Below are 24122 nucleotides of genomic sequence, written 5' to 3' on the forward strand. Positions count from 1 at the left end.
ATTTTCGGCGGCCCTCCGGGATTTCTAGCAAGCTTAGCAAGCAGCTTATTTGAGCTGCGCTATTTTAAAACTTTCCAAAAATCCGTAATCTTGTCCAATGCTGCATCCGGTGTTGAAGCATAAGGGATAAGCTTGAAATCGAGTGCTTTTACCTGTTTAAGGTAATCGGCGTATTGTGATTGCTTGATGTACTCCACATCGAGGATTGTTTTTCCTGCTTCGGCCAGTTGTTTTGCCAATTGCAGACGGTAATTCTTGTCCGCCTCGCTGTAGTAGTTGAAAAGCAGGCTTTCAAGGCCGACCATATTTACGGTTTTGAAGTAGACGTCCTTGTATTCCGCTGAGCAGTCCTTGAATACACCCATGCCGTTCTGGGGGCAGATGATGAAATTTTTACCGGCCTTCTGGCGGCAGTAGTCGGCAATTCTTTTGATCAGTTTGACCATCTCGTCCGCTGTGTCCCTCACTTCCATACCCTGTTCATGCCAAAACCAGTAACCGTCGATGATGTCCATATAAACACCGTCGAATCCTGCTTCGAGGATGCGGTCCAGATAGGGTCGTAAAGCATTTTCCCACCAGTCTTCACGCCAGTACTTTACCCTGTAGTTTCCGGCCCAGTCCGGGTTTTCCTGGTCTAGGAAACGGGGAGTATTTTCTGCCCATTCTTTTTGCCAGTAAAAACGGTAGTCTTCCGCTTCCCCTATTGAAAAATAGCAGAGTACGGTCTTCTTGAATTTATGCAGGATGGATATGTCTTTGGCGGAAAACCTGTTTTTGTCCGAACTGTCTTTAGAATAGTCGATTACCAATAAATCATAGGGAGATTCCGCCAGTGTAGCCACTGACGGACCTTGCAGTTGGTAGGCCCAGTTGTTGATAGTGTTGTGGGGTGTGGTTTTTTTTATTTCCGGCATGGGCGGTTGTGCTGTTGTGGAAGATGAAGGATTGACCGTTGATGATACGCAAGCACTGGTCAGGAATATTAACGTTATGAATATTGTTAAATTTGTTTTCATTTGTGTTTCTTCCCTGGGTGAAATTAGTATGAAAGATGTTATGTGATTTATGATACAAAAAAGAAAGTGTTTTTTAAAGGTTATAAATAAATAATACTTTGCATAGGTGCGAAATCTGATTATAGTAAATAGAAATAATGGGATTTTTTTAGAAAAGAAAATCTTTTTTTCTGCTGTGCGTGAGTTTGTTTTTTATTTCGGATAGTTAATTGAGATAAGAGATAATTTTTTTGCTTAAATATAAGGAGGAGAATGTGAAAAAGAGGCTTGGAGTTTTATTGATTTTTGTTTTCATTCTCGCCGGTTGTTCCGGTACCTACATGAAAGATTACGTACAGCCTAACGGCGTCGCCAGTGAGGCCCGGCATGCTGCTGTTCTCCCGCTGGTCAACCTGACCAATACTCCCAACGCGGGACGCATGGTCGGTGATCTTTTGACCACCGAACTTTATGCTTCTACAAAGTTCGACCTCATGGAATCAACTGAAATGCTTAAGCGCATCAAAGGTGATGAAGATGATCTTGAATTCGTCATGGAAGATGCGGTGGCCCAGAAGCTCGGCAACAAGCTTGGCGTGGACACCGTTATTTATGGTTCTGTGACCGAGTACCAGTATAAGCGCGGGGTCAACCAGAGTCCATCCGTAGGCATCAACCTGCGTATGATTGATGTTTCTTCCGGTAAAGTTCTCTGGGCTTCATCTTCTTCCAAGAGCGGGGGGTGCTTTTTCGGATGTACGGAATCCCTGAACAGCGTTGCACAGGAAACTCTTGCGGATATGGTGACAGCCATGTCTTCCGTTTCTGCGCAGCAGTAGCACTGCTTGTGGCAGCCTTTTCCCTGTTCGGCAGTTTATTTGCCTTTGGCGGAAGCAATGCCGTAAACTCTTGGGCCTGCTATTACGGCAGCGAAGACCGGACAGACAAATTGTCCGGTTTTGACCTGCTGATTGTTGCCCCGAATGGTCAGGACACGGTGCCTTTGCGTGCAAAAGGGAGGAAGGTGCTGGTCTATGTCAGCCTTGGGGAAGTGGCCGCAAAGAGTCCTTATTACGAGGAAGCCAAAAGTCTGGGCCTGCTTGTGCGCCATAACGACAACTGGGATTCATGGGTGGTGGACGTGCGCCGCCCCCAGTGGCAGGAACTTCTTTTCACCCGCATAATACCCGATGCACTTGCGGCGGGATATGACGGGCTTTTTTTTGATACGCTGGATTCGCCCATTGATATGCAGCGTCGTGATCCGGACACCTATAAGGGGACTGAGAGGGCTTGCGTCGATTTAGTTCGCTCGATCAGGAAAAGGTTCCCAAAACTGCTCCTCTGTCAGAACCGGGGATTTGAGATAATCAGCCGCACGGCTCCGTATCTCAATTATTTGCTGATTGAGGGATTGAGTAGTTCCATGGATATTGCCACCTCCACCCGTTCTGATGTGCCGCAGGCCGATCGTGATTTTCTAATCGCCAAGGCTAAGGCCGCGCTTAAGGCCAACCCGAAACTGGTGGTCCTGACTCTTGATTATGTTCCTGCCGGCGATAAGCTGGAGACTGACAAGGCTTACAAATTTTCGCGCAAGCTGGGGTTTGTCCCTTATGTCAGCACTCCCGCATTAAACGAGGTATTTATTCATGCGGTTGCTGAATAGGATTATTGTTGCTTTTTTATTGGTCTTTCTGGTTTTGACCTGTGCTCAGGCCGGGCAGGTCAAACGCAAGGTGCTGGTTCTCTACAACGGCGCCGAGCAACGTACTGCAGTAGATAACAGTTTTATCGAAGGTTTCGCGGCGCCGTTGAATTATCTCGGTTTCATGTATGAAATGCGGGATGTTTCTTTGCGTCCACTTCCTTCGGATGAAGCTATGAAGGAATACCGGGCGGTTTTTACCACTTTTTCAGAAGACCTGATGAATAATCCGGATGAATATCTAACATGGTTGATCAGGCAGCAGAAGCACGGAAAACAGCTGATTGTCGCCGGGACTCCCGGAGCGTTCAGCGACTATGACAAGATTTCCGCTGATCCTGTGTTGATAAGAAAATTGTTTTCCAATCTCGGTTTCTCATATCAGGGGAATGCCACAAATGATGATTACCTGTTGAAATATGAGCATGTTGATCCGGTATACATGAATTTTGAACGTAAGTTGCCATTGTTTCCTGACAAATACATGCAACTCGTGCCTGTCGGAAAGGATGTCCGCTCATGGGTGAGCATCGGGCTGAAAGGAAAGCCTGAAACTATAGCTGCGGCTGTCGGTGTGGGACCGCACGGCGGGTTTGCCCTTGACGGTTACATGCGCTGGCAGGACCCGGTTAATTACCAGAAGCAGTGGTATTTGAATCCGTTTGAATTTTTGCGGGTCTGTCTTGATTTGAAGGGGATGCCCGCACTTACACCGACTACTTTGAACGGCAAGCGAGTTGCCTTTGCCCATATAGATGGGGACGGCTTTGCCGGTTATACTGAGATCGATAAGGAGAAGGTCTGCGGTGAAATTATCATGGAGCGTATTCTGGGGCGTTATGATTTTCCCACTTCAGCTTCTGTTATTGCAGGGGAGATTAATCCTGCAGTAAAGGGCAGTCCTGATAATGTTGAAATGGCCCGGACCCTTTTTGAGATGAAAAATGTGGAGACCGCATCCCATTCTTATACCCATCCGTTTGCATGGAATGCCAAGCTCCGCAATTCCGAAGAATATAAGGATGAATTTGTTGTCGGGCAGTATGAGCTTTCCGGGTATAAGTTTGATGCCCATTACGAGATTGTAGATTCCTGCGATTATATTTCTGAGAATCTGGCCCCGGCGGATAAGCCCTGCCGGGTGCTTTTCTGGTCTGGTATGTGTGAACCAACCGAAGCTCAGGTTGCCATTGCGGATAAGGCAGGCATCCTGAATTTAAACGGTGGGGATACTGTCTTTGACTCTCTCCGTAATTCTTATTTCGGTGTATCCCCCCTTTACCGTGCGCTTGGTACTCGCAATCAGATTTATACCGGGCAGGCCAATGAGAATATTCTGACCAACCTCTGGTCGGGACCTTATTTCGGTTTCCGAAATATTGTGGAAACCATGAAGCGTACCGGTTCTCCGCGCCGGATCATGCCCATCGATATTTATTACCATTTCTACAGCGGTGAGAAATTTTCCTCCCTCAAGGCTCTTGAGGATGTTTATGAATGGGCTCTCAGTCAGGATACGGCAAGGGTCTTCGCTTCAGCCTACATCAAAATGGTCAACGGTTGCCTGGCTGCGAAAGTGGATAAGATTTCCTCGGACCGTTTTGTTTTTCAGGATTATGCGGATTGCCTTTCCATTCGTCTGGGCGGCATGGAAAAGGTGCCTGATTTGGCAAAATGCAGGAATGTACTTGGTTATGACATTCAGCCTGAAGGTATTTTTGTGCATCTCAGGCCCGGAACAAAAAGGGCGGAACTGGCTTTGACTGTAGATAAAACAGTTAACGGTAACTTGCCGTATCTCAAGAATGCTTCCGGATGGGTGCGTAATTTTGAACGTACAGCCAAGGGTGTGCGTTTTGATTTTGATTGTTTCAGCAAAGGGCGTTTTGAGCTGGGCGGCCTTTTGCCGGATAGAAAATACAGGGTTGTCCGCAAGGAAGGTTTGCCGTTGGAAATCAGTAGCAGCAATGATGGAGTGCTTGGTGTAAATGGTGTTGTTTCCGGAACTGTGGAGATTGATTTGATTTGAATATAAAGCTCTGGCGGGTACTGCTTTTTGTACTCATCATAATCGGGACGACCGTACTTATATATCCCTTTCCAAGGGATATGGTGCCGTTGTACCTGAAAAGTGATGAAGTCTCCAAGGCTGCGGACCTGCTGGATGAACTACTTCAAGAAGATCCTTTTGATTTGCGGCTGCTGTCCCTCGGCGCCGATGTTTATCTGAAACGCGGGATGCCGGAAAAGGCCATTGCCTGTATTGAGGAAATTCTCAAGCAGAAGCCCGCGCGTATTCCCGAACTCAGGAAGCTGGTACAGGTCTACGAATGGAACGTAATGCCCCGTGAAGCCCTCCACACATGGGAAAAACTTTCACGAATTGAGCCGGGGGAAATTGAACCGCTGGAGCGGATGGTCATGTATTACCGCTTCTTTAATATGTTTCCGCAGGAAGTGGATGCCATCATCAAGCTGAATAAGTTGCAGGCCAAGACGCCTTTCAAAGGTGATTTTCTGCTGGTCCTCAATGAGGAAATAGAACGTCTTGGAGCTGAGCATGCCCGGAAATCTGATGATTCGTACCTCAATTTTTTGATCCAGCGTATTTTTATTGTCGGTGAGCAGTTCAAAGGGGAACTCGAGTTTAAAGAAAAGGTCGATTTTTTGCAGTATGTCACCTATGTGCTTGAATATTTTGTTGCAACTGACCGCTTGGATGAGGGGTATAAATACGCAGCCCGTATGGACAAGCAGGCCGGACTTGAGGTGGAGAGCAGGGTGCAGTTGGTTAAGGTTCTCGGATGGTCTGGTTCTTATGATCAAGCTCTCGATATCGCTGAGAAACTGCTCAAGATCAGCCCTGAAAATGTGGACTTGCTGACTGAAACAGCGTGGATGGCTCGTAGTGCCGACAGACTTGATGTGGCTCAGGATGTGCTCGAACGGCTGGTGAAGATAGAGCCTGATAACGAAGCGCATCAGCAGGCATTAGGTGCTGTTTACATGGAGTCCGGGAATCACCGCAAGGCCGTTTCCCTGTTTCGCCGCTTGGCTGAGCGACTGGGCAAATGGCTTGTTTATGCCCACGATATGCTCCGGGCGGCTCTGTTCAGTCAGGATAAAAAGCTCATGGCTGAAGTTATTAAAGACACTGGAGATATTGATATTTCAGAGCCTGATTACCTGCGCACTCGCGGGGAATTGCTGCTGACACTTGAGCGTCCGCGTGAGGCTTACGATACCTTGCGGAAAGTAGTGGATTCCCCCGAAGCCACTCTGGATGATTACCGGCGGTTGGTTGATGCAGCCGCAACTACTGCAGATAACCAGCTCGTCGCGGACACTGTGGAACTGGCGCTCAAGGTTTACCCCGGCGATATCAATCTCATGCGTACCGCCGGTTCAGCATGGCTTGATGTAAAGCAGCCGTACAAGGCTTATCACGTTTACCGTGAACTGCTTAAGCGTGAACAGGAACAGCAGGATATCATCAATATGCTGCTGGCTGCTTCCGAGACTCAGGACTTGAAGCTTGCAAGGCAGGCTGCTCAATATGCTGAAAAGATTGCTCCGAAGGATGTGAAGGTAATCGCGCAGGCCGGGGAGATTATGCTCTGGTTGAATTCCCCCAAAGACAGCTATCCCTACTACAAAAAGGCCGCCATCATGACCGGGGGTAATCGTGAATACGTGATGACTCTTATTCAGATTGCATCATATACCGGAGATAAAGCAATTTTTCGTGATGCTGCAGAAACAGCCATCAAGCTGCGCCCTGATGACGAGCAGGTTGCTTTGCTGGCCTCGGCTGTCTGGGCTGCTGCCGGTGATAACGAAAAGGCAAAGCTGCTTATAGCGCGTTTTGCCGGACAGGGTACGAAGAGTCTGGATACGCTGCATAAATGGGCTGATTTTGCGGATAAGGCCGGGCTGAGTGAAGAGGCTTACCGAATTTACGATGAGCTATACTCCCGTGGATATAAGCGTAAAGAAATCCGTGAGCCTTTGGCAAGGCTGGCAGGTTGGACTGAACGTCCTGCTGTGGCAGCAAAGCTTTATGCTGAAATTTCAGATGAAAATCCGGGTGATTTTATGCTTGCCGGACAGGCAGCCAAGGCTTTGTCTGATGCAGGGGAATATATTAAGTCAGTGGACTATTACGAGCGGGCGTTGAGGATCAGACCCAGCGATTATGAATTGAAACTGGAACTGGCCAAAACGTACGGTTTTGCCGGAAAAATTGCTGACCAGATCAGGGTTTTCAAGGAATTGCAGGCTGCCGGGAAGCTCCCCGAATCTGAGCGGATCGAGTTGGCTCGGGCTTACCTTGAGGAGCGTGAACCCGAACCGGCACTGCGTATTCTGGAGCCGTATGCCAGCTTGAATAAACTGCCCCGTTTTGAAGGCTTCTTGCTGGCTTCGGCCTTGCAGATGGCCGGGCGCGGAAGTGAGGCTTCTGATGTTTATAAAAGGTTGAAAATAGAGTACAATAACGATGAAGTATTTATGGCCCGACTTGGTGCGGAGGCCTTGTTTAATAACTTTCAATCTGATGCTTATGAGCTTTTTGAAGCAGCACTCAAAATCAACCCGGAAAACCATACAGCCCTTAAGGGGTTGGCGATTGTTTATGGAGAGCGTGAGCAGTATAAAAGAGCTGTGTCCAAGTATCGAAAATATTTACGGCTTGTTCCCAAAGATGCCGAAGCACGGTATCAGCTGAGTGAAATGTACCAGCTAATGGGCCGTGAAAGTGAAGCCATTCGTGAGCTGAAGCAGGCTGAGCGCATTCTCCGCCGTGAAGGACGAAAGAATGATACAAACAGGATCAACAGGTAAAAATTGAAGAAAACAGTAGTGTTGTTAGTTTTATTTATGACGGTTTTATTGCCGGTCATGCATGTTACTCCGCTTCTGGCGGAGGAAGCTACTGTTACGCCTGTTGAAGAAAAGGATAATGTTATCTGGACCGTCAGGGCCGGTTCATTTTTAAATACCGATACCGCCTGGGATACTTTGTACTATCTTAGGAATGAAGGCTTCAAGCCGGTCATGGTCTATCTTTATGACGGTCAAGGCAGGGGCTGGAGGGTAGTACAGATGGGTGATTATCCTACCCGTAGTCAGGCCCGCGCAGCCGGACGGATTTTCAAGAAGAAAACCGGGCTTGATTATTTGGTCCGCTCCATGTCTGTTGAACTGCTTGAAGAACGTACTCTGGAATCGCGTAAAAGCCCTGTGCCGCAGATGGTTACGGTTTTAAAGCCCGGAGAGCAGCCAACAAAATCAGGCAGCCTTCCATTATCCGGTCGGGAGCTGACAGGGGCGCCTGAATCTCTTTTCTATGAGCTTGGGCAGCGTGATGTGCTTTTGAATACTGAACAGAGGCTGCAGAATGTGCTTCTTGCCCGGATTATGCTCCGCCGGGGATACGTGCAGGAAGGACTCAGGCTTTATGCCAAGCTGTTACGTAGTTATCCGGGGGATAATGATCTACGTGAAGAATATGTCGGCGCACTTATCGATAACAACGAGATTGAAAAAGCACAGTCCATGCTGCGTCGCTGGCTTTACCTTGATCCGGAGTCGCCAAACGCCTTGAGGCAGGAAGCACGCCTGCGCATTCTGGCCGGGGATTATTCCGTACAGATCGATACCCTTGATTATCTGCTGCGTCTGCGGCCCGGTGATATTGATTCCATATCCGCCAAAGCCTACAGCAACCAGCAGGGCGGGGATTGGCTGGGAGCCATCAATAGTTTTTCCGCGCTTATTGATGCCGAGCCGGACAATTACGAAGCGCGGCAGGCCCTTTCGAGTCTGCTGATGGAACGCAGGCCCAGATTGGTTCTCACGCCCAGCATCAACCTGCAGTCTGATGAATCTGTGACTACAACGCTGGGCAGCCGTTTTTCCATGCAGCTCACCGATCAGACCAGAGGGGAATTTTACTACGGCAACACCCGCATTTACCGTCCGCAGCAGGACGGTGTTGAGAAGATCAACAAGGATGTGAATCAGGCTGCGTTTCTGTTTAAACGCGAGTTTACCCGGACTTTTACCGGCATAGCCGGTGTGGGGGCTTTTGAAGGGACTTCTTCTGGAGTATCCGGTGCTCTGGGATTCGACTGGCGGATTCACGACCCCGGGACTTTTTCAGCCATGATCGACTATAATAATCCATGGCTTGATGAGCCTTCCGCCGCTAATTATGAAGGGCATTACAACCAGCTTTCCCTGACTTATGACGGTTTTTATGATGATGAGTGGGGGCTGTTTCTTAACGGTCAGCTGCGCCAGTACAAACTAGAGTCTGATAGGAACTACGGAGCCAAGGGGATTTATAACATTATCCTGACCCGCAGGATTCTTGCCGACCCGGATCTGTTTATCTCCTATTCGTTCTATCGTTCTTTTTTCAAGTATGATGATGAAAACTACAAACCTTTCGAAGTGGTGGAGAATGAGAGCATTCATACTCTGAGTGCCAGTTTCAGCAAGTCACTTTGTGATACGATTATTTTTCAGGCTGCAGGCGGTATCAGGCTTGATGAGTTCAAGGAAGGTCCCAGCTACTTCGGCGGGCCCTCATTGGCCTTTAGGCTGGGCCGGTTTGAGTTGAACCTGAATTATGAATACAGCAGTGATTCCGGGCTTGCCGGAGGCGGTGAAAGCCAGTTCCTCAGCGGTGGGGTCGGTTTTGTTTTTTAATGTGAATGACAATATGCAGGCCGGAGAAAATGTTTAAATTTAATAAGACTGCTAAAAAATATAAGCTTTCCCAATATTATGAAGTCCTGCTCGGCCTGATTACCATTACTGCGGTCAACCTGATTTTTTTTCGCACTGATCCGGGATTCATTTCCGTTTCCCCCCATCCTTACTGGATAGTGGTATTGCTGACTGCCTGTCGCTACGGGTTTGCAGGGGGGCTTTTTTCCGGAATCATGGCCGGGTTGTTTCTTATTGTTTTTAGAAGTTTGTCCATTCCGGAGATCGAACTTGCTGATTTTCGCACATTAGCCATGTGGGGAAAGCCCATTCTTTTCGGTCTGGTGGGAGTTGTTCTCGGTGAAATGCGCCAGATTCACATCCGCGAATATAATGCGCTCAGTGAGGAGAGAGACGCCTTTCATGATGCTTTTGACAAGGTCAAAACCAAGTACGACGTCCTCAGTGAAGCCAAACAGGAACTGGATAGCAAGATTCTCTCGCAGGAAAGTACACTGGGCACCCTTTATGAAGCCGCGCAGGGGTTGCGTACCCTGAGTATTGACAGCATTTATCCGGCTGTACTTGAAATACTTCGTGAGTTTATGGATGTGGATGAATGTTCCGTTTATTTGCTGGACGGCACTGAGTTCCGTCTTGATACGGCCCTGCGTCATGGAAAGAGCTTTGTACCCGAAGTTGTCCCGTATGGTGAAAGTTTGATGAGCGTTGCGGCAGAGCAGAAAAAAGCTGTTTCAATCAGGGATATCGCCAGTACAGAGAGCATCTCCAGTGGTATAATTGTCTCCGCGCCGATCATGGCAGACAACCATAAGCACGTGGTCGGTGTGCTCAATGTTGAAAAAATGCCCTTTCTTAAATTTACCAGTGATTCTGTGCGGGTGGCCGGGCTGGTCGCAGACTGGTGCGGCAGCAGTGTTGAGAATGCGACTGTTTTTGCCGAAACGAAAGATAAGCTGATTGCCGATGAAATTACGGAAGCCTACACTTATGATTATTTCCAGCGCAGGTTGCGGGAGGAGTTTATCCGGGCGCGTCGGTACAAGCTTGATCTTGCATTGCTCATGCTGGAATTCCCCGAGCTGTCCAATGTTTCAGATGTGGGACGTGACGAAGTGCTTATGGCTTTCAGTCTGATACTCAGAACCCATGTCCGTGAAATTGATATTTTGTTCATGAGTGAAGATCCGGGGGTGTTTTTCATGATACTTCCGACCACCCCTGCAAGCGGAGCGCGGATCGTCGTCAATAATCTGCTTACTTCTTTCAGGCAGCTTAACAAAATGGCTTATGAAACCGACCAGAACCTTGTAAATATAAGAATCGGGGTTGCCGGTTTTTCCCTTGGTATGGAAGATCCTTCGGAGATGGTAGAGGCAGTGAAAGGGGACATGATTGATGTCTTTTTATCGGAGTAAGGTTATAAGAAGAGCGCAGCTTAGGCTGCTGGGAGCTTTTGTTGCTTCATACCTGTTTGCAGGGGGGGCGGTCTGGCTGTACCTGCACAGGGATGCTGTCTCCTGGTATATTTACGCCGCTGTTGCAGCCCATATTTTTTCAGGTCTTTCCTTCATTCTTTTTACTGCAGCCAAACCGCGGGCCCTTCCCGGAACCGGGTTTTATTATCCCCGTATTGCAGCCCTGTTTACTCTTTTCATGCCTTTGATCGGGCTGTTCGGGGTTACTATGACCCTGCTGGCAGCCCGTGTTTTTATGAAAAGTCATGGGCTGGCTGAGGAGTATAAGGAAAAGGCTTATGAAGGGGGCGGTATAGATATTGATTTACCCTCGGATATTAGCGAATTTTTATACGAAGAGGTCGATGTCCATCCTATTGCGGATATTCTGACAGGTACAGATATGGAGATGAAAAGGGGAGCTGTTAACCTGCTGCGGCGTATCGGTTCTGCCGAGGCTGTCAAGCTTTTGCGCAAGAGTCTCTCCGACGAAAGTGCCGAGGTTCGTTTTTATGCCCATACCGCTTTGACAAGACTTGAAGAAGATTATGCTCAAGCCTTGGACAAGGCCCGGTTCCGCGCTGAAAAATATGACAGTGCCCAGGCCCATGCCGAGCTGGCTTCTACTTACAGAAATTATGCCCGTAGCGGTTTGCCGGAAGTTAATATGCAGGAGCGTTCCATGGTCCTTGCCTGTGATCATTGGCGTTTGGCAGTTCAAAAAGATCAGGAAAACAAGGATTACCTGATGCGACTTGCCGAGTCGTATGTCGATAGTAAAAATTTCAGCGATGCATTGTCTATTTACAGGAAATCAATGAATGACTCAGAGCTTGAACTGGAATCCCGGCTGGGTTCCTGCAGGGTTTTTTTTGAGGTGGGCAATTTTATCGCTTTGTTTCAGGAAGTGGAGCAAATGCGGGCAAGGCCCGAGCTTGATTCGACAGATCCCTTTAAGGGGGGGATTTACAAGTTTTGGATGGATGAACCTACTGTAGGTGATAAGTCGTTAATGGAAAATTTTGCAAAGGTGGGGCATGAAATCTGAAAAAGAATACGATGTATGCCTGCTTCTGGAGGGAACCTATCCGTTTGTGTCCGGGGGTGTTTCCTCTTGGATTCATAACCTGATCAAAGGTATGCCGGAGCTTACTTTTACGGCTGTCTGCATTCTTGCTTCATCTAAAGAGAAAGCTGAATACCGTTACGATGTTCCGGATAATTTTGTTGATCCAACAATAATATATCTGCACGATCAGGTGGAAATATCCCAGAATCCGTTCAAGAAGATTTCCAGATCAAATATGGAAAGGCTCAGGCAATTTCATTATCGCATGGATAGAAAAGATCTCAGCATGATGAAAGATATGGTTGAACTCTTCCGCCATGATAAATTTCCCCTTTCGGAGCTGTTCCATGGCAAAAGGGCTTGGGATCTGCTTGTGGATCGTTACAATCCGGAAACCAATGACGAGTCCTTTATTGATTACTTCTGGACTTACCGGTTCACCCATCTGCCGATTTTTAAAATGCTGCCTCTGGGGCTGCCTAAAGCCAAAGTCTATCACACTATTTCAACAGGATACGCAGGTCTACTGGGGGTTGTGGCAAGAATGATGACCGGACGTCCGTTGCTGCTGACCGAGCATGGTATTTACGTCAAGGAACGTAAAATTGAAATTTCGCAGGCAGAATGGGTTTACCGCAAGGAAGACGAACGGATGCGTGTTGAGAGCAAACTCGGTGCGTTTCAGACTTTCTGGATCAGGATGTTTGAGCAGCTGGCCCGCATGTGCTATGACTATTCGTCTGCTATCTTTACTCTTTATGAAGGAAACAGGCAGCTTGAAATTCAGGAAGGGGCCGATCCGGATAAGATCAGGATTATTCCCAACGGCATCAGTCTTGATAACTTTCTTGGGCTGAAACCCAAGGATCATGACTATATGGGGCAGACCGAGTTCGCGGTGGGCTTCGTGGGGCGTGTGGTTCCCATCAAGGATGTGAAGACTTTTCTGAGGGCTATTAAAATAGTGTCCATCAAGATCGAAAAGCTGAAAGTCTACATCATGGGACCAACCGAGGAAGATGAGGAATACTATGAGGAGTGCGTGAACCTTGTCCGGCTGCTGCATCTTGAGAATGTGGTGGAATTTACCGGCAAGGTCCGGGTTACCGATTATCTGCCGAATCTTGATGTTATAGTTCTGACCAGTATCAGTGAGGCTCAGCCGTTGGTTATAATGGAGGCTAATTGTGCCGGAATTCCGGCTGTAGCTTCTGATGTGGGGTCCTGCCGGGAACTGCTTGAAGGAAGAACTATCCCAGATCAGGAGCTTGGGCCTTCCGGTATTGTGACAAAAGTTGCGGACCCCGTAAGCACCGGGGAGGCCATCATCACGATTCTGACCAGTCCTATCCTGCGCAAGAAGATGTCTAGGGCCGGTATTGAGCGGGTAAAGACTTTTTATAAAGAGTCAGACCTCAATGAGAAGTATTTGAAGATTTACAAATATTACATGGCGATGGATGATCTGGAGTAAAATATGGCTGGAATCGGTTTTGAACTGAGAAAAATGCTGCGCGGGGACAGCTTTCTTGCTGATGTCTCGGCCTATCTGTATGCGGCAATGGTTTCTTCCGGTCCGTGGCTGATGAGTGTTATTTGCCTTGCTGTACTGGGGCTGTATTCTTATTCCGGTTTTTCCCCGAAAGATCAGGATATCTTCCGCACTACCATCGTCTATGTTTACGCCTTCACCCTTATATATGTGGGCTATATTCAGCTGGTGGTGACCCGTTATCTGGCCGACCGCTTTTATCTTGGTGATGAGAAGATAACCCTGACCGCTTTTTCCACCAGTGCAATCATAGTTCTTGCAGCCGGAGCGGTTATCGGTACAGGGGGCATCTGGCTTTTTGAACTTACTTTCAGCTACAAGATTATCTCGGTGACGCTTTTCCTCATTGTAGCAATGATCTGGCTGACCATGATTTTCCTTTCAGCGGTAAAGGATTTCCGGTCAATTGTGCAGGCTTTCGGAGTGGGGACATCGTGTAGTGTGGGGGGAGCTTTTCTGCTCTATCCGCTGGCCGGGCTAGAGGGGTATCTGCTGGGTTACACCATTGGGCAGGCAGTAATTTTTTTCTGGTTGCTGGCCCGGTTGCTGGCTGAATTTCCTCCGGGCAGGGTCTGGGACTCAAGGGTGTTCTCCTATTTTATCAAATACTGGGAACTGGCCTTTATCGGCATGTTTTTCAACCTCGCCATATGGGTAGATAAGATTATGTTCTGGTTTGCCCCGGATTCGAGAATGGTGGTTCCATATCTGCGTACACATGATATGTATGAGGGGCCGATCTTTTTTGCCTACCTGACCATTGTGCCGACTCTGGCTATCTTTCTGGTCAAGATTGAGACCAAATTTTATGAACACTATCATGATTATTTCGCCAAAATTATATCCAAGGAAGATCTTTCCAGTATTTTGAAGGAAAAAAAGGGCATGATCAGTATGCTTAAGGAAAGCCTGCGCGAGATACTCATTGTGCAGGGCGCCCTGACCATGCTTTGTATTTTCATGGCTCCCGAATTTATTGAGATGGTAGGTCTTTCTCCTTTGCAGCAGCCTTTGCTGCAGATTGCTCTTGTGGGATCTCTCATGCAGGTCATGCTTTCTGTGGCAGTTATTATCCTTTTTTATTTTGATTTGCGTAAGGAAGTTCTGGCGGTAACATTCGTCTTTCTGTTCAGCAATATAGGATTGACCTGGCTGAGCATGCAGCTGGGTTTTACTTTTTACGGTTACGGCTATTGTTATTCCTGCTTCATCTCTTTGATGTTTTCCTATTATCTTGTTTCCAAGAGTGTGAACGAACTTGAATACATAACTTTTTCAAGTCAGCCTTTATTTTAAAATTTTGGGAGATGATATGACAAAAACATGTCTCGTAACCGGATGTGCCGGTTTCATCGGCAGCCATCTTACAGAGGCTTTGCTTGCTGATGGCCATGTTGTTGTGGGGGTGGATAATTTTTCCAGCGGATATGTCCATAATATGGAAGGGTTTAAGAATCATCCCGGTTTTAGGTTTTACGAAAGGTCCATCACCGAAAAAGAGCTGCTTGCTGAGCTTAAGGAAAAACATCAGGAACTGGATGTTGTTTTCCAACTGGCGGCTGTGGTTAGTGTGCCTTATTCAGTGGAGCACCCTGAATTGACCATGCAGGTCAATTTCGAGGCCAACCGGGATATGCTGGATGCTGCAAGGCGGATGGACTTCTCGCATTATGTTTTTGCCGGTTCGGCAGCGGAATACGGCAATGAAGAGCGTCTTCCGGTCAAGGAAGAGTACGCTGAAGATGCTGTACAGTTAAGTCCTTACGGAGTAGCCAAGTACAAATCTTCAACCTATATTGAGAAGTCCGGGTACGGTTGCGCGTTACGTTTTTTTAATATTTTCGGGCCGAGGCAGGATCCCACCAGCCAGTACAGCGGGGTGATTTCCCGGTTTGTGGATTTCGGGTTGGCCGGTCAAAAAATGGTCATTTTCGGTGATGGTGAACAGAGCCGTGATTTCCTGTACGTATCAGACGTGGTGACTTCTTATCTTATTGCTGCCGGACTAGATAAAATGGGACGGGGGCCGTTGACCGGAATTTATAATGTAGGAACGGGCAAAGGGAGGTCTGTCCGTGAGCTTGCGGCCATTGTAGCCGGGCTGACTTCTGCCCCTGGAGATATTGATTTCAAGCCTGAACGGGCCGGGGATATCAAGCATTCCCGAGCCGATGTGACCAAAATTAATGCAGCCGGGTTCACAGCTCAGGTGGCTTTTGACGAAGGATTGGCAAAAACTGTCGAGTGGGCTGGAAAATCCAGATAGTAATGAGTTTTTAAGGGATAGATATGCAGCAATATGTTGGACAAACAACAACGCTTAATCCGCAGATAAAAGAAGCGGCAATTAAATACGTGCGACAGATGTTCCGTCAGGCCGGTGATTCCGATTTGATCCGGGTTTTGAAGAAAGAATCTTTTAAAGATATTTACAAAAAGATGATTGTGGAACCGGATGAATTTCTTCCCAAACCGCGCCCTGCAGGTGTGGAGCCGTGGGTAGGGCCGGTACCCGAAGGACCGCGTGATTTTTTGAAGTCAAAGGTAGTTCTTCCGTCTTTGCCTCAGGTTCTGATCGAAATTCAGAAAGTCATCAAGGATCCTGACAGTTCTGCGGAAGATCTGGCAGAAGTAATCAACAAAGACCCGAAACTGGTCGCCGCTATTCTGCGCTTGGCTAACAGTGCCATGTTCAATTTTAGGTCCGAGGTGGATACACCATCCCGTGCTATCGCTTTGTTGGGGTTTAAACAGGCCAGCTCTCTCGCATTAGGTACCGTTTCTCTTAGTTTATTCAAGCGTACCGCAGATGCTCAGATCCTGAAAGTTGAAAAGTTCTGGAAACATTCCATTGCCTGCGGAATAATTGCGCAGGAAATAGCAAGAGAAGCCGGTTATAATGATATCGAGCATTTTTTTGTGGGCGGCATGCTTCATGATATCGGTCTTTATGTTGAGTTTGAAAGTGACAGGTCGCTTGCTTTGGAAATTTATGAATCTGCCCGTACCAATGGCATCAGTCTTTATGATGCCGAGATTAATCTGCTCGGTTTTGACCATGCTACTCTGGGGGGGGTGATTGCTGAAGACTGGAATTTTCCTAAATCTCTGGTGCTTGCTGCTGCCGGGCACAATGATCCGGTGTTAGCCAAAAAAGAACCTGATGCCGGTGTTATTTATGTTGCTGATTTTATTGCTCGGGCTATGGGCTTTGATGTCGGACTGTCTCCTGTTCTTGGTGTTTTTGACCATGAAATCTATGAAAGTTTTGGGCTTAGTGCCGAATCATTTGTTTATATGATACCGGAAGTTCGAAAGCAGATTGATGAAACTTTTGAAATTTTGAATCCCGCTTAACAGCAATGAATTATAAAAGTGATGTTAATGAGTGAAAGAAAGGTGTCTCATAAAGTGAGACCAGATATCAAAGAGGCTGCATCGCACTATGTGCATAGACTCTTTTTGCAAGCCGGAAATAGCAGCCTTGTCCGTCTGCTCAAAAAAGAGGCTTTTAAGCGTATCTATAGACAGATGATCAATGATCCGGATTCTCTTTTGCCCCGGACTTTCCCTTCTGATGTAGAGCCATGGAGCGGGGAAAAACCGCAAGGTCCAGAAGATTTTCTTAAAGGAACAGTTACGTTGCCTTCGCTGCCTCATGTCCAATCCCGGTTGCGAGAAGTTCTTAACGATCCTGAAAGTACAGCTCAGGATCTTGTTGATATTATCTGCAAAGATCCCAAGCTTGCGACCTCGGTACTGCGGCTGGCAAACAGCGGCATATACGAGATAGAAGAAAAAATAGAGACCCCTTCCAAGGCCGTTGCTCTTCTTGGTTTTCAGAAAGCAGGTTCTCTGGCCCTCGGGACTGTCTCTCTCAGCATGTTCAAACGTAAGAACAAGGCTGTCCTTGATTTGGAGAAGTTTTGGAAGCATTCAATAGCCTGCGGGGTTGTGGCGCAGGAAATTTCTGTAGCTGCCGGCCTCGGTGATCCCGAGCTTTTTTTTGCGGGCGGTCTGATGCACGACATAGGGCTGCATATGATTTTTGAAAGCGACTACAGCTTGGGTGTTACGCTGTTCAGGTTGGCCGGAAGCGAAGGATATAATCTTTACGAGGCTGAGCAGGATATACTCGGTTTCAATCATGCTGATCTCGGTGGATATATCCTTGAAAAGTGGAAGTCTCCGCGACAGCTGATTGCTGCGGCAGGGGGGCACCATAATCCGCACAAGGTGAAAACAGACCCTGATGCCATGGTCATTCATGTTGCTGATTTTATTGCACAGGCTTTGGGATTTGGATTAGATATTTCTTCGGTGATCGGTTCTATCGACCCTGCCGCGTGGCAGAAAATAGGTATTACGGCAGATCAGCTGATTGAGCTGTTGCCGAAGATTAGACGATTGATTGATGATATTTTTCAGATTCTTGAAGACTAAAAAAATCCCGGAACATAATGTTCCGGGATTTTTGCATTAATGTTCCATTTCAAAACCTGAGCGTGTCCACGCTATGGCTCCGCCAGCCAGAGAGCAGACCTGCGTGTAGCCGTTACTCTGCAGGTAGCTTCCAGCAATATTGGAGCGGTAACCGGAGCCGCACATGACTATAATCGGGCTGTCCTTGTCCACGTCGATACCTTCATCAAGAATTTTGGCAAAAGGTTTGTGGATAGCCCCTTTTATCTTTCCTGCGGCTACTTCAGCCGGTGTACGCACATCGATCAGGGTGAATTCTTTGCCTTCAGTTATGGCATCATGCAACTGCTGGGTTGATTTCTGGGCCAGCCCTTCCACCGGGTATCCGGCAAGCAGCCACGCAGCCATGCCGCCGTGCAGGTAACCGAATATCCGGTCATAACCTATGCGGTGCAGTTCGGTGCACATGCGGTCATAATCTTCCTTGGAATTGACTACCAGCAAGAGGTCTGAATCCGGTTCAACAGCCATGCCCACCCAGTTGGCGAGTTGTTTCTCAAGGCCGATATTCAGACTGCCGGGTATGTGGAAGCCACCGAAACCGGCAGCGTCACGGACATCAATCACCGTACAGCCCTGATCTATCATCTGTTTGAATTTTTCCGGGTTCATGGCCCGGTCCAGCGGACAGCGTTCAAGCAGCGGAGCGCCTTTGAAGTTGGTATTGATAATGTGGGTAAAGGATTTCGGACGGCTGGGGAACGATTCCATGACTTTGACTTTGAAATCCTCAAAGGTTTTGAACCGGAGCATGGGATTGTATCGCCGCTCGTAGCCGAGGGTGCTGCTGGGCTTTGCGCTCATGCCTTTACCGCAGAGTGACCCCTGACCGTGAGCGGGGTATACTTCCAGATAATCAGGCAGTTCACCCAGTTTTACATACAGGCTGTTGTAAAGGTTCTCGACTTGTTCATCCAGAATTTCATCTCCGGGCAGATCAGGTCTTCCTATATCACCCACAAAAAGCAGGTCCCCGGTGAGGATCATCCACGGTTCCGCCCCGCGCATTATGTCGGTGACCAGAATGGAAATGGCGTTGGGGGTGTGTCCGGGGGTATATAGAAAGTCCAGTTTGGCTGCACCCACGGTGATTGTGTCACCTTCTTTGATGGGGGTATGTTCGTAACCTACATCCGCGTTTTCGTGGATGAAAAGTTCAGCACCGACAAGCGATTTCAGCTCCTGCTCACCTCCCACATGGTCGGCATGGACATGGGTGTTGATGACTCCGGTGATCTTCATGCCTTCCTCGCGGGAAATATCAAGGTATTCCTGAACATCCCTGCGCGGGTCCACAATGACCATTTCGCCTGCGGCAGGACAGCCGATAACGTATGAATAACAGCCGAGACCTTCTGTTGTCAGTTGTTTGAAATACATCTTTTTTTGTTCTCCGTTGAGCACGAAACATGTTTATTGATGTAAAGATACCTTTTGCAGGTATTTCAAGTGTACTAGATGGTTACCGGGCTGACCCAGAAATCGTGTTTGTTACAGAAGCTGGTGGCATAGAATTTTTTACCCTTGCTGCCCTCTGGAAGTTTAAAACGGGAGACCGCTTTTGGGTCAGTGTTGGAGAAAGTATTTGTACCCACAACATTTCCATTATCATCAACAAGCGTATGCCGGACAATATAATGCTCCTTGGTCATGGGGTGCAGAGTGCGGATTACAGCCTCACCGTTTTCCACTTCCATCTGCGGAAGGTGGGTGGCAGCTTTTTTAGCCCATACGCCCGGGTCTTTGCTGGTATAGATTACGTTTGAAGGGTACATTGGGCTTTTGTCTGCAGCAGCTTTGGTTAAAGGCATAAAGACAGCTGCTGTGGCAGCGGCAGACATAACCATGAATTTTCTTCTGGTATTCATAATTTTCTCCTTGCGGCTTGAGGCAGTTTTGATCCCTGCCTACGGGCATTCAGCTGATATAGCTGTTTTGTACGTTATTGATTTAAATGCTCCTTATAAACTCTTTAGTCAATACCAATTCCTGTTATTGTTTAATACTTTTGAGGATTTAATTTAAATCCGTGTTGTATTCCCCTTCAATTTTTTCAAGGAATTGTGTTTTGGTGACCGGCTTGGTCATGTAACTGGTACATCCAGATTTACGTGCTTCTTCAGCTGTCCCTTTGATTGCATGGGCTGAAAGGGCAATGATCGGTATTTCAGGCTGACCGATGATCTTTTCCCAATCGCGGATTTCCGAGGTGGCCTTATAACCGTCCATTACAGGCATTTCTATATCCATGAATATTATGTCCGGTTGGAATTCTTTGAATATTTCGACTCCTTCTTCTCCGTTTGCAGCACATTTCATTATATGCGGAGAGTCCGAGATAAAATGTTCGAAAAGCATCCTGTTGCTTCGGTTGTCTTCGATGAGCAAAATTTTACGGGGCAGTTTTTTGTTTTCCGGTTTAGCCGCTTCCTTTGTTTCTGCTGGAGGAATTGCTCCGGTTTCCGGCATGGTTATGGTGAAGATAAAAGTGCTTCCGCTGCCCGGTATACTGGTCACGCTTATATCACCGTTCATTAGTTCGCAGAGTTTCTTGCTGATGGATAAGCCCAGTCCTATTCCCATAGATTCGCGGGATATGGAATTATCATACCGGGAGAACTGGTCGAAGATTGCTTTCTGCCTTTCCGGGGGAATTCCCGGTCCGCTGTCTCGAATTTCAATTTTTAACTCAACCATCTGATTTGACAGGTGAGTGCAGCCTGCTTGAACATATACTCCACCTGAATCGGTGAATTTGACCGCATTTCCAATGAGGTTGAGCAGAATCTGTTTGAAACGTGCTGGATCTCCCATGACTCGTTCAGGAAGTATGTCATTAAAGGTGCAGACGAGTTCAATCTCCTTCTGTGCTGCGCTTACTTCAAAGACTGTGCAGGCCTGACGTATAATTTCTGAGGGATTTAACTCAATATTATCGAGATCAAGAAGTCCGGCCTCCGCTTTGGACATATCAAGAATATCGTTGATCGAGGCCAACAGTCCTGCCCCGGAATCATCAAGAAGTTTGATGTATTTCTTCTGCTCTTCGCTGGGATTGGAGTGTTTGAGCAGGTCGGTAGTGCCTAGTATGACGTTCATGGGTGTTCTTATTTCGTGGCTCATGACTGCCATAAACTGGCTTTTGGCATGATTGGCAGCAATAGCATTTTTTTTAGCGGTATCAAGTTTTCGGGCTACAATCCAACCGATGAGTCCAGAAAGCAGAACGGCCAGCGCTGCGGTAATCAGGCTGAACATGTAATCTTCCTTGATTTCTCCAAGGTAGTCGTTTTCAGGAATGTAGATGCCTATAATCCAAGGCCAGTGGCTATTTTTGAACGGAGTGAAGACAGCATTGTATCGGTCGCCGTTGTGCTTAAAAGTAGTAAAAACAGGGGCCTTAGGAAGCCTGTCCGGAAGTATCCTTAAAGAATTGTATGCTTTTATGCATAACGGGTCCGGCAACTCAGTGATCTTGCTCAAGCGGATTTTGTTGTTCTGGGTGGTCTGCTTAAGCGCGTTTATATCCGGGAAGGCTACAACATTTCCGCTGGTATCCACAATAAAAGCCTTCCCGTTTTTGCCTATGTTCAATCCGCCTAGGAAAGTTGAAAGTTCATCTATGGTTATGTCTACACCTACAACTCCCTGCAGGTTCCCTTTTTTATCGTAGACCGGGCTTGCCGTAGTTATTCCCGGTTTTTGGCTGGTGAAAAAAATATATGGAGAGGTCCAGATCACATCGTTATTGATAAGTGCGTCAATGAACCATGGCCGCTTTCGCGGGTCATACCTGTCCAGCGGGTCAATTACGTTTTCAAATTCTTCCATTTTCGGGGTTATCCAGGTCTTTTTTGTGATTCTCCCGCTATCTTTGATTCTGACTGTTTTTGTTAATAATCCCCCCTTAACTTTATCCTCAGAGCGGGCGACCATGAAGAATTCACCTTTGGTGCTTCCATAATAAATTCCGTAAAACTGTTGATGCAGGGAAAGTTGCTCAATGAAATATCTGAGCATATGTGCGGACTGCTCACTGCTGACAATATTACTGTCTGCAAGAAAACGGGTTAGTTCTGCTGCTTTTTCAGCTGGTTGAAGATAGCTTTCGGATTTATCCAGCGTATATGCTGATATGTTGAGCATGATGTCACGGGAAAGCCCGGTCAGCACATTGCGTGAAGTGGTGGAGTGGGGAATAATAATGATTGCCGTCAGGATCACCGTCAGCAAGATGAAACAGAGGGTCAGCCACCACTTTTTCAAGTAAGCCATTATAATTGATATCTCCTTACTTTTTGCAGAAAGGGCATTTCCCGTAATTACCAGCCGTCCACGCAATGGTCAGTATTTTTTATTTATCTTGTGGTGGGAATAAAATCAATATGTTCTGCTGAAAAGAAGGTTGGTATGAATTATTTTTTAATGCTGCTGCTGTAGCGCTCTTTGTAATCGTTGAGTATATCCAACTGCTCTTTAGTCATTTGTTTTGTTCTTCCCGCAAGTATTTCCAGCACCTCTCCTGCAAAATTATCCTTGAGCATTATGCCTACTGAACAGGCCATCAGCAGGCTGGCGGTATCTGAATTACTATTTATACAATCTTTGAATACGGAAAGGGCTTCTTTCGGCTTTGCTGTGCGTAACAGGCAAACTGCATACATGAGCTGGGCACTGTATAGCCTGGTATAGTATTTTTGCGCCTGCATGAGACTGCGGGAAGCCTGTTGCAGATCGTTTTGGTCGAGTGCGTTTGTGCAGCTGAATACAGCATAATCAAATTGTGCGCGTCGCCGGACTTTTTGAAGTTCAGATTTCAGGTCAGGGTCACTCAGGTGGATATTTTTGGACAGGATTTTGATGCGCTGTTTTCTGTATTCCAGCGGTTTTTCTGCTGCAAGATCGGTAATATGTGAGCCTTTGCTTCTATGCAGGTAATACTCTGCAGTCGTGTAATTCACATGGTGCGGCTTGGCTAAACAGGCCAGTCTGCGCCACATATCAAAATCTATAAGAACCTTTAATGAGGAATCAAAGCCCCCGGCTTTTGTGAATAATGAACGTTCGTGCAGTACATTAATACCTGTGATGTAATTGAATTCAAGCAGCTCTTTCAGTTCCACCTGCCGGGCATAGCGCAGCGTGCGTGAGATTTCTTTTGGATCAGTTTTAGACTCCAGCAGCACTTCAATTCCATTGGAATATACGAAATCCTGATTCAAAAGCCTGACAGCAACCATGAGTCGCTCAATATGGTTTTCATACCAGACGTCGTCATCATCCAGATAGGCTATGTAATCTCCTTCACTTGTTTCAAAGGCTTTGTTGAGGGCGGCTCCTTTTCCTCGGTTCTGCTCATATGAGGTCAGTTTGATGCGTGAGTCGTTCAGCTCGGCAACAACATCGTCCACAGCTTCTCCGCCGTCTCTGACAAGACATATTTCTAAATTTTCATATGACTGGGAAAGAATACTTTTGAGGGCCCGTTTGAGAAGTTTCCTGCGGTTGTGGGTTGCCATCAGCACAGATACGGTAGGGCCGTGAGTCCGAAATTCATGGTCGGTGAGCATAGCCCGCGTTGAAGTCGTGCGGGTGGATACTTTTGTATGCATTTCCTGAAATATTGTAATTACCTCAGATGCGAGTGTTACGCTGTCTTTTAAATCAGAAACAAGGACATGGTCATACGGGGAGGGGGACTGTGCTGATCCGGCTATCAGGATATTCAGGTGCCATGGCTTGGGTTGGGGGGAATGGGGGCCGCCCAGATATATAGCGGCATCAATCTTCGAATCCTCTTTGTTCCACAGTTCTTCGTTGTTCAACTGGCAATTGTGACCAGAAAGCTTAAGCTGATCTGCCAAGCCCTGCACAAATTGCATTTTGTGGTCCTGATTCTGGTAGTTGATGCTGAAATTGATTTTATTCATATTAGTTTTTTGAAAATAATTAACAGTGCGGTTTATTTGATTTTTGATATTGTTAAAAATTGCATATTTGTTTTTTCATGACAAGATTCTTTTAAGCTTATAGTTGTGTGGTTGGTCGGAATATTCCCGAGCAGCCTGACTGTGATTTTGTCTGTAGATGTCGTTGAGCTTGTCACTTACCGCTGCATTGA

The 24122-nt window shown here is 47.1% G+C and carries 17 protein-coding genes; 12 read left to right on the forward strand and 5 right to left on the reverse strand.

Annotated elements, in window-relative coordinates; translation table 11 throughout:
• Nucleotides 1–59: 59 nt before the first annotated feature.
• Nucleotides 60–1019, reverse strand: a complete 960-nt coding sequence (locus ACKU41_RS18550) for an MJ1477/TM1410 family putative glycoside hydrolase (protein WP_321402930.1) — start codon at nt 1017–1019, stop codon at nt 60–62.
• 254 nt (nt 1020–1273) lie between these two features.
• On the opposite strand from ACKU41_RS18550, the gene ACKU41_RS18555 reads away from it, so the two are divergent.
• Genes ACKU41_RS18555 through ACKU41_RS18610 form a run of 12 tightly spaced genes read left to right on the forward strand, consistent with a single transcriptional unit; the run spans nt 1274 to nt 17962 of the window.
• A complete protein-coding gene (locus ACKU41_RS18555; protein WP_321402931.1) occupies nt 1274–1837 on the forward strand; it encodes a GNA1162 family protein in 564 nt (187 codons plus the stop codon).
• The gene (locus ACKU41_RS18560) at nt 1753–2667 is read left to right on the forward strand and encodes an endo alpha-1,4 polygalactosaminidase (protein ID WP_321402933.1); all 915 of its coding nucleotides are present in this window, start codon (nt 1753–1755) and stop codon (nt 2665–2667) included. The genes ACKU41_RS18555 and ACKU41_RS18560 overlap by 85 nt, the downstream gene beginning before the upstream one ends.
• A complete protein-coding gene (locus tag ACKU41_RS18565; protein ID WP_321402934.1) occupies nt 2651–4735 on the forward strand; it encodes a polysaccharide deacetylase in 2085 nt (694 codons plus the stop codon). The genes ACKU41_RS18560 and ACKU41_RS18565 overlap by 17 nt, the downstream gene beginning before the upstream one ends.
• A complete protein-coding gene (locus ACKU41_RS18570) occupies nt 4732–7548 on the forward strand; it encodes a tetratricopeptide repeat protein (RefSeq protein WP_321402937.1) in 2817 nt (938 codons plus the stop codon). The genes ACKU41_RS18565 and ACKU41_RS18570 overlap by 4 nt, the downstream gene beginning before the upstream one ends.
• Nucleotides 7549–7584: 36 nt before the next feature.
• Complete coding sequence (locus ACKU41_RS18575) at nt 7585–9420, forward strand: SPOR domain-containing protein (protein ID WP_321402939.1); 1836 nt, start codon at nt 7585–7587, stop codon at nt 9418–9420.
• 29 nt (nt 9421–9449) lie between these two features.
• Entirely contained in the window at nt 9450–10859 is a 1410-nt protein-coding gene (locus tag ACKU41_RS18580) for a GAF domain-containing protein (protein ID WP_319778979.1), read from the forward strand.
• Nucleotides 10840–11946 carry a HEAT repeat domain-containing protein gene (locus tag ACKU41_RS18585; RefSeq protein ID WP_321402944.1) on the forward strand — a complete coding sequence of 369 codons (1107 nt, stop codon included), beginning with the start codon at nt 10840–10842 and terminating at the stop codon, nt 11944–11946. The genes ACKU41_RS18580 and ACKU41_RS18585 overlap by 20 nt, the downstream gene beginning before the upstream one ends.
• Complete coding sequence (pelF, locus tag ACKU41_RS18590; RefSeq protein WP_321402946.1) at nt 11936–13441, forward strand: GT4 family glycosyltransferase PelF; 1506 nt, start codon at nt 11936–11938, stop codon at nt 13439–13441. Before ACKU41_RS18585 ends, pelF begins: the two co-directional genes overlap by 11 nt.
• Nucleotides 13442–13444: 3 nt before the next feature.
• Entirely contained in the window at nt 13445–14815 is a 1371-nt protein-coding gene (gene pelG / locus ACKU41_RS18595) for an exopolysaccharide Pel transporter PelG (RefSeq protein ID WP_321402949.1), read from the forward strand.
• 16 nt (nt 14816–14831) lie between these two features.
• The gene (locus tag ACKU41_RS18600) at nt 14832–15785 is read left to right on the forward strand and encodes an NAD-dependent epimerase/dehydratase family protein (protein ID WP_321402951.1); all 954 of its coding nucleotides are present in this window, start codon (nt 14832–14834) and stop codon (nt 15783–15785) included.
• Nucleotides 15786–15808: 23 nt separating this feature from the next.
• Nucleotides 15809–16876 (forward strand): HDOD domain-containing protein, encoded by a 1068-nt coding sequence (locus ACKU41_RS18605; protein WP_319778986.1) that lies wholly within the window; start codon nt 15809–15811, stop codon nt 16874–16876.
• A 54-nt stretch (nt 16877–16930) separates the two neighbouring features.
• Entirely contained in the window at nt 16931–17962 is a 1032-nt protein-coding gene (locus ACKU41_RS18610) for an HDOD domain-containing protein (RefSeq protein ID WP_321402954.1), read from the forward strand.
• Between the two features lie 36 nt (nt 17963–17998).
• Here the strand turns inward: ACKU41_RS18610 and ACKU41_RS18615 are convergent, their stop codons facing one another.
• The 4 genes from ACKU41_RS18615 to ACKU41_RS18630 form a co-directional block, all read right to left on the reverse strand.
• Entirely contained in the window at nt 17999–19381 is a 1383-nt protein-coding gene (locus tag ACKU41_RS18615) for an MBL fold metallo-hydrolase (protein ID WP_319778988.1), read from the reverse strand.
• 74 nt (nt 19382–19455) lie between these two features.
• A complete protein-coding gene (locus ACKU41_RS18620) occupies nt 19456–19869 on the reverse strand; it encodes a desulfoferrodoxin family protein (RefSeq protein WP_319778989.1) in 414 nt (137 codons plus the stop codon).
• 148 nt (nt 19870–20017) lie between these two features.
• Nucleotides 20018–22276, reverse strand: coding sequence for an ATP-binding protein (locus ACKU41_RS18625; protein ID WP_321402958.1), 2259 nt, complete (start codon nt 22274–22276; stop codon nt 20018–20020).
• A gap of 140 nt (nt 22277–22416) precedes the next feature.
• Nucleotides 22417–23931 (reverse strand): glycosyltransferase, encoded by a 1515-nt coding sequence (locus ACKU41_RS18630; RefSeq protein ID WP_321402961.1) that lies wholly within the window; start codon nt 23929–23931, stop codon nt 22417–22419.
• Between the last annotated feature and the right edge of the window lie 191 nt (nt 23932–24122).

This window comes from Maridesulfovibrio sp. (genome assembly GCF_963678865.1).
Classification (GTDB): domain Bacteria; phylum Desulfobacterota; class Desulfovibrionia; order Desulfovibrionales; family Desulfovibrionaceae; genus Maridesulfovibrio.